Genomic DNA, 13,009 nt, shown 5'->3' with positions numbered 1-13,009 from the left:
AAATTTACCGTTCTCTTTCCTAAAAAATTCAAAAAAACATATTCGGACCAAAAAGACAATCTTGTAAACCAAAATCAACAAGGGGACCAATACGCTATAAAATCCAATCGGTCATCTACAAAATAAAAATGATAAGCATCATCATATAATGGAACGGTGATGCAAAACACCTCCACTTCCTTATTCTTTAAGGTCGACTTAAACCATGCATTAACTCCTCCTTTGCTCTTATCAACGCTTACCTCTAAATCACCTGCTATTTCTAAAAACTTCGTACTACTTGTATTTTGGCTTACCAATTCACTTTGAAACTTAATCAATAAGCTATCTACTTTTTCTATTTTTAACTCTTCCAAAACATAGTCTCGCTTTTCTGTCCCCGTCCATTTAAAACCATCATACTCCAAAGAATAAAAGACCTCCCCTTGTTCATCCGAAGACAAAAAACCACATTCATAGTCTGGTTTGGTAATGGCAATAGGCCCGCCAAATTGTTGGAGAATTTCAGTTTTCGAAGTAAAGGCATTCACTCCATTTAAAGTAATGAGGTCTTTATCTTTTTGTTGTAAAAAGGCCGATGTGGCAAACAACATGAACAATATCAGTAAGCTTATTCCTTTTTTCATGGCTCAAAAAGTGTTAAGGTTATATTGACAAAACAAAGATCTTTTGATTCAAATCAAAACATATTCCCAGAATTCAAAAAAGGCAAAATTGAACGCAAATAAAATAAATTACCTAATTTCGGCGCAGATTTGACTCAAAAATGCCCATTCAAAGCATCAGCCTTTTCCATCGCTTAAAGTTAATTTACAAAGATAGCCCAGCCATGGCCTTTGCCCTGTTGTGGGTGATGATCATACCCATTGTTGGAAGCTCTCTTTTGCTTAGTTTTCTTTATGAAACCGACACATCTTCTCTGAGGGAAACCAACTTCCTTGTAGGTTTTGGGCTAACATTAATCGGTAGTATCATGATGGGATTCGCTTTTTGCCCTACCACTTTATTGGCTCTAATCACTGGTTTTTTTTGGGGTTGGACTGTCTTTCCTTTTTTGGTTATTTCCTATTCTCTGGCTAGCCTTTTAGGCTACTTTGTTGGGCTAAAACTAGACCACAACAGCTTGGGTATTCTTCTAGAAAATTACCCAAAAGCTGCCCAAGTAGTACAAGAAAAAAGAAGTAAAATGGGCACTTTAATATTCTTTGTCAGGATTAGCCCGGTTATTCCTTTCGCACTGTCCAATTTACTCTTTGCCTTGCTCCGAACTGGCTGGAAAAATGTCTTGATTTATGGACTTTTCGGTATGCTCCCCAGAACTGTAATGGCCTTTGGAATGGGAGTTATGGCTGAATCAATTTTAGAAGCCCTGTCAAACAGAAAAGGAAGCCTTGAAGGCTTCCTTTTCTTAGCTTTGCTTGTCCTGAGCATTTGGGGGATTATCCGTTTTTTTAGATCAGACCGCTCCAAAACCTAGCTTACTTCTTCTGCATCTCCTTTTGGATAAACGCATCCAGTCTTTTCTTATAAGTATCGATGTTATCTTCATAAATAGGAGACAGTCCTTCCTTTTCCGGGAATGTTTCCATATGCAATGTTTGCGTAGGGAATGCAAAATTGACTCCTAGTTCCTTGGCCAATTTCACAATTTGGATCAACACCTCATGTCTAGCCTGAAGCTCATCCCCCCAAGTAGGCACCTCAAAAAACACATAAAACATGATGTCCAAACTGAATGCAGACATGTTGTTAAAGTATACATTGTAATAATCTTTTCTGGTCTTAGGGTGGCTTTTCACAATTTCCCTCAAACCGTCCACAAAAACATTGATCAACTCAGGTGGCGTGTCGTAAGTAACTGTTATGGTCGAATAGAACCTTCGATATTGCCTCAAACCATGATTATCAATTGTGGCATCAGCAATACGACCATTGGGAATGTACATCAGAGAATTCCGAAAAGTCCTTACTCTGGTCGATCTAAAGCCAACTTCTTCAACAGTACCGTCCACATCTCCACTGGTAATCCAGTCACCCACTTGAAATGGCTTGTCAATAAAAATCATTACCGATCCAAAGAAATTCTTAATGGTATCTTGGGCGGCCAAAGCAAAGGCCAGACCACCGATAGATAGACCTGTCAAAAAAGGCCAAATATCCACTTGTAAGCCCTCTTTCAAAATAAAAAGGGAGCCAATTACTATCACAAAAGCCTTTAAGGTCTTTCTAGCCAAAGGCACTAATTGATCATCCAAATTGGATTCTGTCTTGTCAGCTTGCCTTTCAAAATACGCAGAAAGCAAATCCGCAAGCTTATAAAAAACTATGGTGATGATAAAGGGTTTTGCGGCATTCAGCAGCAAAGCAATCCAAGAAACGATTTCAATAGGCAATTGTAAGACACGGATAAAAATATCCATCAGCAGCACAATAAAATAAATACTGATTACCCTGGCGACAGGCAGTAAATACTTCTCGGCCACATGCATGTAACCCACACTTTTAGAAGCATGAAAAAGCCCCCTATCGACAATGAAAGTAAAAAGCTTATGTGCAGTAAAAACAAACAGCAACAAAATAAATATCCCAACCAATTGCCATAAGTGTAGCCCAAAATATTTCTGCTGCCCAATCTTTGGCAATAAATTCAGCAGTTTATCTGTACCGTAAGGATAAGTCTCTTTGTGTATTTCATTAATTTGAGAGACTGTAAAGCGGGAAAACTTCCAATCATCCCCTACCTTCTCCAAAAATATCTGTGGAAGCCTATGGGTGTCAAAGTAGAATTTTTGCTGATAGCTGTGAGCTGAATCGGCATATTGAGGTTCGTTGGGAACATCATCCATATCTACATATACCCCTCTCCCATCAAAGATCTGCTTCAATTTGACCACCTGTTTGATGGCATCATCAGTATCCATTTCATAACCGCCCAAGGTCTTGGCTGCTAAACCGGGCTTATAATTCTCTTCTTCCAAGTTGTGAAAGAAAGTCAAGGTGGTATGGTAAGGTGAAGACAAGTTTAAATAAGAAACTGTATCACTAATAGATTGAAGGGGATCTTCAACCATGGCCTGCCGCCCAAAAAGATTATTGGTAAAAACAAACGCTATCCCAAGGAGGAAAAGCTTCATTCGAAACCTCATAATAATTGATCTATGTTGAATATTTGACAAAACTACACATTTATGCGACTTGATCCCACAGCCAATCATAAGGGCAGCTTATAAGTCGCAAATTGATTTTGATGAATTGTATAAATACCGTATTCATTCTTACTTCCTGAATACTTTACTTCTATCTCTCCGCTACCATTAATTGGTCTAGTATTGAGCAATTCACCATTGAGATTATAGAGATAAATGAACTCTTGAACTTGGTCAATGATGACAAAAATATTTTTGTCGGATCCAAAGGAGAAAAACTGAAAGTCAAGGTCTTCTGAGGTCATATTCTTTTCAAAAAGCACCTCCATTTCGCTGCTCATTACCGAAACCCTATTAAACTCATGAATCACAAGTAAGTATTGATCACCTGATTGATCCTTTACTAAGTTAAATCGAGTGCTTTTATCTGGCCTTAAAAGTTGGTTCCGAAAAGTAAGCTCACCGTTAAAATTAACACGAACCACTTCTCCCTCACCTGAAATGGTCGCCAACTGTGTTTCCCCTTGATCTCCCCTTTGTAACAACACATAATCTGTAGACACTCCTTCCCCTAAGTTAATAGGACCTCCGCCGGTCTGTAGTTCCCCGCGCCTATTCATAATGTACAATTCTCCGTTTTGATTCATGGCTACCATATAATCTCCTATTCCTGAAAGCCTGTAGTGGGTTGGGACGGTCGCTAACTTTCCAGAAGTCTTCCTAGGTGTCCAACCTTCTAGGTTATTTCCTTTTTTGTCGAATAGGTAAAGATCACCATTTGAAGCGGCTACAAAATACCGGTAATTTTTGGTGTTGTTATAATCCACCAAATTCATATGAGTAATGGCTCCATCATCCAGCAACCGGATCGGGTATCCTGGCAATGCTTCTCCCAATCGGTCAAATGCATAAATAGCATTTTCCGTAGCAAATACTATCTGCAATTTCCCATTCTTATAATAATCAATTTGAAAAATATCACTGACTATTTTGCCCTCTATGCCTCTATCAAAAATCCTTTCTCCTTCATCATTGAAAAAGTGGATATTGTTCATTTCATCCTGAACCACAAAGTCTGTGCTTTTGTCATTGAAGTTCTCTATGGCTTTGGGACCATAAATCAGGTTTTCACTAAAACGCAAGCCCATACTTTCTGTCAACAGAATATCCTGGACAGACTTGATTGGATTCAGGTTATAGCCCAGTTCTAAGTTCACATATTGATTGCTGCCCACTTCACTGAGTTGTAAAGCCATCAAGTCAATGGACTTAAGTTGGGGTGCATATTTCTGGAATAGCGCTTGCCAGTCTGGTGAACTATCATCCAAGAGCGTATTCCAAAACCTAGGAATGTTGATGATAAAATTAAAACCGGCATTTTTGGACACCCCATCCAAAAAACGCCTTTGGTTCAAGGATCTTCCCCAAGTATTGTCATTGTAGATATCATCCACAAAAACCTTAATGGCTTTCATATTATTGGCCATTACGATCATGTCATCATATTGGGTAATGTAGGTTCTTGTAAACCCTTTAAACTGACCACTGAAAAGGTGTGCTGGAAATTCGGATTGATTGATCTGAAACACTTCATTTTCCTTATAATAATCACTGATCAATTGAGATGAATCCCCCTCACTCAATGCTAAACTGAAAGATTTCAATAATCCCATCTGTGCTTCAAGATCAGCTGTCTTCATGATCAGTACCTTATCCATCTCCATATTGGGCAATTCTTCTAAAATCATAAAGCCAATTTCCCCAGACAAATCTTCTAAAAACCCTTTTCCAATCACATACTTGTCCACATCCCCTTTTAAGGTATTTTTAGGTTCAAAAGCATAATTATGCAGAGCCTCTATCTGCTCACTTTCATTGATATTGTACTGATAGTATATGGCAGTTCTATTGGATATATAATTACTAAAAAGACTTCCTCCTCCTCGCTTGTCATTGGCAAAGTCCATTTTGTCCCCATCCTTATAAAAAGTAAACCCATCCAAAAACACTTTGTTCTCTGCAAATTTCAGTTCGAGATTGGCTGATAGTTGGAGCTGGGAAAAGTTATTGATAAAATCCAAATTCTCGTTTTTGACAATTCCTTTGACAAAAGTGGCTACTCCTCGGCTTCCTATTCTAAAAATCCCCAAGCCATCCTTAGGCCTAGGCTTGGAGTCGTACAGTTCTTGATAGGCATCTTTAAAACTCCTCAAATTTTCGGATTTAACGTAACGGATGGCTTCTTCAATCAAAAATGAATTGTAACTGGCAACCACCACATTCTCCAGCATAGCGTAGGACAGCGTAGTCTGCTGCTCTTGGTCATTATATTCGTAAATGGTTTCTCCACTATAATTCCTTGCATTTAAGTTGGAGGCGTCCACCCTGTTTTTGATGGAATTGATAAAATCGTTTTGGCCTTTGTCTTTGAATGCAGTCAAAAACAAAAAATCAAACTCTGATTTAGCTGTTGGGTGCAAAGAAACCACAAACTGGTTACCGCTTAGTGTACTCTCCAACTTCCCTGACCTTCCGGTAAGGCTATCCAACATTACCAGCTGCTTTTCCACTCCCTTTAAGGAAGGTACTGCCGATAACCTTTTCCAGATAGGCTGACTCACCAATTGATTCCAAACCTGAACAGGCTCATCGGTTTCAAATACAAAAATGGCTTCGTCCGAAACCAAATCAACAGCATCTAACTCTTCCGTAAAAGCTCTTGAACTATAGAAAAGGTAAGCAGCCAACCCCAAAATCACAATCAGCAAAACTACCAATAAACGCTTCAACATACTCTAGTAGGCAAATATTTTGATTTACATATAAACGTAAAATAAAAACAAGCTTTTGTACTTTCAAATTATAATCCAGCCAAAAACAAAAATCCCGACCTGAGGCCGGGATTAGTATTTTCTGAGATCAAAAAGAAATTACTTTGTAGCAAGGTTCTCCAATACAGACATCACCTCTTTTACGTGAGATCTGGAAGTTTCCAACAATGCTTTTTCTTCTTCATTTAGATCAAGTTCGATCACTTTCTCGATACCGTTTTTACCCAAAATAACCGGTACACCTAAATAGCAGTCATCAATTCCGTATTCACCTTCCAATTTGATACAAACTGGGAATACTCTTTTTTGGTTTTTAACGATGGCTTCCACCATTTGAGCTGCTGCAGATCCTGGAGCATACCATGCTGAAGTCCCCATCAATTTCACCAATTCTCCACCACCGAATTTGGTTCTTTCGATGATCGCATCCAACTTGTCTTTCTCGATCAATTCAGTCACTGGGATACCTGCCACAGTAGTATATCTAGGAAGCGGCACCATGGTATCACCGTGTCCTCCCATCAAAATCGCCTGGATTTCTTTAGGAGAAATGTTCAACTCTTCTGCAATAAATGCTCTATACCTTGCAGTATCCAATATACCGGCCATACCGATTACCTTGGTGCGTGGTAACTTAGAAGTGATGTGCGCTTGGAAAGTCATCACATCAAGAGGGTTAGAAACGATGATGATAATTGCGTCTGGAGAATGTTTGATAACATTTTCAGTCACAGACTTCACAATACCAGCATTGGTTTCGATCAAATCGTCACGGGTCATGCCTGGCTTACGAGGAAGACCTGAAGTGATTACCACTACATCAGAATTAGCGGTTTTAGTATAGTCGTTAGTGCTTCCTACTGTTCTGCTGTCATAAGCATTGATAGGAGCTTTTTGCCAAATATCAAGGGCTTTGCCTTCTGCTACACCTTCTTTGATATCTACCAATACGATCTCTTCGGCGATTTCTCTGTATGCCAAAACATCAGCGCAAGTTGCCCCAACATTACCGGCACCAACTACGGTTACTTTAGTCATGATTTATGATTTTTTATAATTTTATTGAACTTTTGAAAAGCTCCGCTAAGATATTAAAGAAAGCCTATTTTATAAAGCAATCCCTTGATTAGTTGAGGTATTTCGCTGCCTTTTCAGCTTCAAAATCGTAAATCAGACACTTCTGAAAAATCAAGGCTCTTTTTGGTTTTTGGCCAAACCAAACTCACTCAAACATTTGGCCTAAATTAAAGAAACCAAAAGAGCTTCTATAGGAAGAAAACAGTCTATGGTTGTTGGTATTGTAAAAGGCCGCTAGTGAAGTAAGCATCTTGGCTTTGATCTTAGGGCTGCTATCAAAAACTTCTTTCATCGCATAATTTGGAATCACCATCAGTTCTGCCTCCTCTGACTCCACCATGGCTGTATAAATCCTTTTGGCATTATCCAGTAATGCATTTTCCCCAAATGCGGTACCTGGCCTAACCCTCAAAATGGTTTCAAAATTATCCTTAATATCCACATTCAATGTTACCATGCCACTCTTTACAATATAAAGTGCTTGACTCGGATCATTCCTAAAAAACACCACCTCGTCCTTTTGGTATTTCCTGTGGTGGATAGCCGGCATAAACCGATACATCTCCGAATGTCTGAGTGCATTAAAAAACTGGGTATTGGCTAAAAATTCAAAAATCTTTAATTCTCCCTCGGTATATGTTCTTTTAAAAGGGTTAAGCATATTCCTCTATTTTAATTTAAAATACATCACCTCCTTGGTGACTGGGGTAATCTTAAACCGATCATCTACCCGGTAGCCCAAAACCCAAACCACCTCACCATCGGCATCGCAGAGCACCTTGACATCTTTTTTGATGATCACTGGCACTTTCAAATCTATCAAAAAATCACTGATTTTTTTAAACTTTCGCATCCCCAAAGGCCTGAACCGATCACCTTCTTTCCACCTTCTCAAAAGCAAGGGAAATTTTATACTATCCCTATCCAACATGGCATTTTCTGACCGTATATCCAATGAACTGTCAGCAGGTAAGACCAAAATATCATAGACCTTTTCAGTAAATGACAATTCCAAGTCTGTCTTTTCCAGAAGTACCTCTTCAAAATCTTTTACTTTTTTGCCCAAAATCAAATACTCCCGGTCCACATTAACCATAAATAGCTCGGACTCAAAACGCTGCCCTACTTCTCCACACCATAAGACATCCAATATATCGTATACTTGAGCATTATTGAACCCATAATCCCTCAACCAATAGTAAAGCAGTGATTTTCTTCCGGGAACCTGCTTGAGTCCATCCTTTTCCAGAAACTGTATTTCTCCATCTGTTTTGACATGATCTTTTTTCCACGCATCAAACAAATGAAAAAATGCTTTGCCTGTATCCTTTAAGCGATCAAAACTTTGTCGAAGATTTCCTTCAAAAGCCTCATCATGGCGCTTGATCAATGGCAAAACCTCGTTACGCAGAAAATTTCTTTTGTAATTACTTTCGCTATTAGAACTGTCTTCTCTCCAGTCAAACCGTTCTTTCACCGCAAAATTTTCAATATCATCCCTACTGAAAGGCAAAAGCGGACGAATGATATAATCCCGTATTTCAGACATGCCGTAAATACCTTCGATACCGGTTCCTCGAAACAAATTGAGCAGCACTGTCTCTAGCTGATCATCAGCATGATGGGCCACCACTACACCATCCAAGTCAAACTCTTCAAGAAGTTGCTCAAACCAAGTATACCTTAAGTCTCTGGCTGCCATCTGAGTAGAAACACCCTTTTCAGAAGCATATACTTTAGTTTCAAATCTTTTGACTGAAATCTCCACCCCTAACTCTTGAGCCAGCTCTCTGACAAACAACTCATCACCGTCGCTTTCTTCCCCTCTCAATCCAAAGTTGCAATGAGCCATTCGAAAAGGTATAGCCGATTTCTTTAATAACCTGGCCAGCCCCACACTATCTATCCCCCCACTGATGGCCAAAAGATATTGCTTATCGGTATCCAAAAGCTTTTTTGTCCGTATATGACTGATAAACTGTTCAAGCATAAACCAAAAATACCATTTTTGATTAATTTTGTCGTTGATTAAAATTAGAATGCTAAAAAAGAATTTCACATACCTATATATATTCCTTTTTTTGACTTTGAGCCTAAAAGTTGCTCAAGCCCAAAACCAAGGAACCACCAGAACAATTCAAATTGTCCAAGCAGACCGGTTGCAGGCAGCAGGGGCCATTCAAAGGCTTATTGATAATGTGATTATGAATCACCAAGGCACCATCATCCACTGCGACTCTGCTTATTTTTATGAAAAGGAAAACAAAGCAAAACTTTTTGGTCATGTAAAAATCGATAATCCAAAAGATACTGTGACCAGCACCAGCAGATATGCCGACTACGATGGCAATACTCAACTTGCCAAAATTAGGGATAATGTAGTTTTTAAGAAAAGCTCCACCACGCTCTATACTGACTTTCTGGACTACAATAGAAGAACAGGAATAGCTGACTATTTCAACTCAGGAAAAGTGGTCGATTCAACTAACGTTTTGACAAGTCAAACAGGTAGGTACGAAACCCAAATTGAAAAGATTACTTTTAGAGACAATGTCATTTTGGTCAACCCCGAATACACCTTAAAGTCAAATACATTATTCTACTATACCGAACCAAAAACTGCAGAAACAGAAGGTCTAACCAATATACTCTCCACCCAGGGAGATGAGCTCAACGCCCAAAAAGGCAGCTTCTACGACACCCAAAACAAGCTTTTCCGCTTCTATGAAGGAGATGTGGAAAATGAAACCAGTCGCGTCATTGGTAAAGAACTCTTTTATGATGAAAACAAGAAATACTATGAAGCCAATGAAGATGTAAGTATTTTCAATAAAGAACGAAACATTGAGGTTTTTGGAGATTTCGGCAAATATTGGGAAGAAGAAAAATACTCTGAGGTATATGGTAATGCCTTGGTTCAAAAATATTTTGAATCGGACACCCTGTTTATGACCGCGGACACGCTCATCAGCAAAGACAGCGAGCTAGTTGAGGAAAGAAGAATGCTCGCATTTCCCAATACCCGACTTATCAAAGGAGAGCTTTCAGGCAGAGCGGATTCTACCGTATATATTTATTCCGATTCCACAATTTATCTTTACGGAGATCCACTTCTATGGAACAATAAAAGCCAAATATCCGCTGATAGCATCCACTTTCTCATTGCCAATGAAGACATTGACCGTGCCTTCTTGAAAGACAATGCTTTCGCCATCACCTCTGACACAATTGCCAATTTCAACCAAATCAAAGGCCGTGAAATGACCGGTTTTTTTGCAGAAGGAGAAATGACAAAACTCGATGTTGAGGGGAATGGAGAATCTCTGTATTTCGCTCTCGAAAATGACACCACATTACAAGGAGTAAACACCTTGCTTTGCGGAAAAATCATTATGCACTTTGAAAAAGGAAATGTTTCGAGCATCAACCACACCATCAACCCCGAGGCTTCTTTTATCCCTCCTCACATGCTCAAAGAAGAAAACACCAAGCTGGAAGGTTTCGTTTGGAGAATCGAAGAAAAGCCATCCATGGAAATGATTAATGCCTGGCGTACGCCAAAAAGCAAAGACGAAAATCGGAAGAATCTTTTTAATGAGCCAAACATCAGAATCCCCTTTCCGGACGAAGATGAAATACAAATCATCATAAACGAATGGCTTGAAAAAGAGTCTAATAAACAAGAAAAACCCTAAACTTGACCATGCCATTAGGGCAAAACGAAACCGTTTAAAAAAAATTTCACAGGGCTTAACATTTTTTAACCGCCATTCCTTTAAAAGAACGAATCTTATCGGTATTTTTATACGTATAAGATTTAGAAATACCCACATTTAAACAAACATCATATTGGCATAACATTTACATGAAAAATTTTTTATCGCTTTTCACCATTATTTTTATCTTATTTCAGCTGTCTACAGCTGAGGCAAGACAGGTGCGCGTACTGAGCGATAAGACCCAATTCACTGGAAAAATCAACAATACCCAAAGAAAATCCGTCATTCTCCATAATGATTCCGACAAAGCCAATGACTACGTCTTGAAATTTATGCGTGGACAAATTGGATCTTCACAAGACATCAAGATCTGCTTAGGTGATGTATGTTTTGATCCAAGAAAAGATCTGGCCAAAATCAAAATCCATCTGGAACCAGGAGAAGTATATACTGATTTGTACATTGAATTTCACTCAGGCATAACTGAAACCAAAGGCACCTTTGATTTACACTTCTCTAATGTAGACAACTTAAGAGATGTATTTATCATTGAAGGGGTTTACGAAATATTCGCACCGCAGGATGAGGAAGAAGTCAATCATAAAGACATTTCATTTGGCAGTGTGTATCCCAACCCAAGTAATAAAATTGCTCAAATAGATTATCAAATTAAAAATCCTGATGCACAGATTAAATTGCTCATCAATAGTTTTATTGGAAACCCTATTGAAGAGCTTACCCTTTCCCCACAGCAGAAAACACTCCTTATCAATGTGAGTGACTTTAATCCTGGGGTTTATTTTTACACTTTAATAGTTGATGGTAAAAATATTGTTACCAAAAAGCTCGTTGTCAAAAAATAAGCTCCCTCACATACCCATAAAGTAACTTTGATACAGAATCAAATTCCCTTATATTTGCAGATTGAAAATGATGAAGAATACAATTAAGCATACATTACTTCTAGTGATGGTTATCACACTTGGTGCCTGTGGCAGGTTCTATAAACTTGAAAAAAGCACCAATTGGGATGAACTATATACAGCCGCGAACGAATATTATCAAAAAGGAGAATACAACAAAGCTATTATTCTCTATGATAAAGTTTTGCCGGTTATTAGAGGAAGTGAGAAGTCAGAATTGGCACAATTCAATTATGCCTATGCTCATTTTAGGTTAAAAAGATACATTGAAGCAGCGAGCTATTTCAACACTTTCTTTGAAAGCTATAGCCGTAGCCCAATGGCAGAGGAAGCCCTATTTATGCATGCTTATTCCCTTTACATGGACGCTCCAGACTATAATTTGGACCAAAAAAGCAGTAGAGAAGCAGTAGCGGCCATTCAGCAATTTATCAATCGATTCCCGCAGTCCGATTCCTATGAAAGGGCTATGACCATGATCAATGACCTACAGGAAAGATTTGAGAAAAAAGCCTACGAGGAAGCCCAAATGTATTACCGATTGACAGAGGGACTGTTCCCTGGTCAATTCTATTTGGCATGCATTGTCAACTTCCAAAACTTTGCCAAAACCTATCCTAATAGTGAGCACAATGAAGAATTGGCTTACAAACTTGTCGAAGTAAGCAGTGCCTATGCAGAGAGAAGTATTTTCACCAAGAAAGAAGAACGTCTGAACGAGGCACTTGAATTCGGTGACAACTTCAAAAGAAAATTCCCTAAGAGTCTTTATAATAATGAAGTCAATACGCTTGTTGAAAAAACTAAATCGGAGCTTTCTGAGCACCAAAGTCTGAAAAAACAGTACGATGAAATCAGGAAGTTAGAGCAGGCTTCAAAAGCCAAAAGAGAAGCAGAAGAGAAAGAAACTGAGCAATCAGTAACACCAACTGCAACTCCGGAAGGCACTAATTAATCAATTCCAAAGCAAATAAATCAATATCAATATGGCAGTTAATCCTTCAATCATCACAAGAGACCTAGACAAGGTCGCTGAAATCTCAGGTAACTTGTATGAGTCGCTTCACATAGTTTCTCAAAGAGCCAAGCAAATCTCTTTGGATACTAAAGAAGAATTAAACAACAAACTTTCTGAATTTGCTTCTACAGTGGACAATTTAGAAGAAGTATTTGAGAACAAAGAGCAGATCGAAATTTCTAAATTCTATGAAAGAATGCCTAAGCCATCTACTTTGGCCATGGAAGAATTCATTGAAGGAAAAGTTCACTTCCGTCGCCCAGAAGAAAACAGCGAGGAAGAACTTTAAAATCAT

General features: G+C 38.7%; 11 protein-coding genes. 5 read left to right on the top strand and 6 right to left on the bottom strand.

Translation table 11 applies throughout. The annotated features are described in order from the left end of the window. Positions 1-74: 74 nt before the first annotated feature. On the bottom strand, positions 75-626 hold the full coding sequence (locus tag JL001_RS09945; RefSeq protein ID WP_200975937.1) for a hypothetical protein: 552 nt from the start codon (positions 624-626) through the stop codon (positions 75-77). 140 nt (positions 627-766) lie between these two features. Between JL001_RS09945 and JL001_RS09940 the strand changes: the two genes are divergently transcribed. After that, positions 767-1,477: a TVP38/TMEM64 family protein gene (locus JL001_RS09940; RefSeq protein WP_200975936.1), complete on the top strand. Its 711-nt coding sequence runs from the start codon at positions 767-769 to the stop codon at positions 1,475-1,477. 1 nt (position 1,478) lies between these two features. Here JL001_RS09940 and JL001_RS09935 read toward each other — a convergent pair whose 3' ends face one another. The 5 genes from JL001_RS09935 to tilS all read right to left on the bottom strand — a co-directional run bounded on the left by JL001_RS09935 (position 1,479) and on the right by tilS (position 9,044). Continuing rightward, positions 1,479-3,134, bottom strand: a complete 1,656-nt coding sequence (locus tag JL001_RS09935) for a mechanosensitive ion channel family protein (protein ID WP_236252767.1) — start codon at positions 3,132-3,134, stop codon at positions 1,479-1,481. Between the two features lie 77 nt (positions 3,135-3,211). Further along, positions 3,212-5,938, bottom strand: a complete 2,727-nt coding sequence (locus tag JL001_RS09930) for a hypothetical protein (RefSeq protein ID WP_200975934.1) — start codon at positions 5,936-5,938, stop codon at positions 3,212-3,214. Between the two features lie 138 nt (positions 5,939-6,076). Continuing rightward, complete coding sequence (mdh, locus tag JL001_RS09925; RefSeq protein WP_192008478.1) at positions 6,077-7,015, bottom strand: malate dehydrogenase; 939 nt, start codon at positions 7,013-7,015, stop codon at positions 6,077-6,079. A gap of 184 nt (positions 7,016-7,199) precedes the next feature. Next, the gene (locus JL001_RS09920; RefSeq protein ID WP_200975933.1) at positions 7,200-7,715 is read right to left on the bottom strand and encodes a Crp/Fnr family transcriptional regulator; all 516 of its coding nucleotides are present in this window, start codon (positions 7,713-7,715) and stop codon (positions 7,200-7,202) included. 6 nt (positions 7,716-7,721) lie between these two features. Next, complete coding sequence (gene tilS, locus JL001_RS09915; protein ID WP_200975932.1) at positions 7,722-9,044, bottom strand: tRNA lysidine(34) synthetase TilS; 1,323 nt, start codon at positions 9,042-9,044, stop codon at positions 7,722-7,724. 49 nt (positions 9,045-9,093) lie between these two features. Between tilS and JL001_RS09910 the strand changes: the two genes are divergently transcribed. The 4 genes from JL001_RS09910 to JL001_RS09895 all read left to right on the top strand — a co-directional run bounded on the left by JL001_RS09910 (position 9,094) and on the right by JL001_RS09895 (position 13,003). Continuing rightward, positions 9,094-10,749 carry an OstA-like protein gene (locus JL001_RS09910; RefSeq protein ID WP_200975931.1) on the top strand — a complete coding sequence of 552 codons (1,656 nt, stop codon included), beginning with the start codon at positions 9,094-9,096 and terminating at the stop codon, positions 10,747-10,749. Positions 10,750-10,919: 170 nt separating this feature from the next. After that, positions 10,920-11,636, top strand: coding sequence for a T9SS type A sorting domain-containing protein (locus JL001_RS09905; RefSeq protein WP_200975930.1), 717 nt, complete (start codon positions 10,920-10,922; stop codon positions 11,634-11,636). Between the two features lie 70 nt (positions 11,637-11,706). Beyond that, on the top strand, positions 11,707-12,651 hold the full coding sequence (locus JL001_RS09900; protein ID WP_200980368.1) for an outer membrane protein assembly factor BamD: 945 nt from the start codon (positions 11,707-11,709) through the stop codon (positions 12,649-12,651). A gap of 31 nt (positions 12,652-12,682) precedes the next feature. Next, positions 12,683-13,003: a DNA-directed RNA polymerase subunit omega gene (locus JL001_RS09895; protein ID WP_200975929.1), complete on the top strand. Its 321-nt coding sequence runs from the start codon at positions 12,683-12,685 to the stop codon at positions 13,001-13,003. Positions 13,004-13,009 lie beyond the last annotated feature (6 nt).

It is taken from the genome of Echinicola sp. 20G, assembly GCF_015533855.1.
Lineage (GTDB): Bacteria > Bacteroidota > Bacteroidia > Cytophagales > Cyclobacteriaceae > Echinicola.
Note: the sequence above shows the minus strand (reverse complement) of the source record. Positions and strands in the feature narration are given on the sequence as shown.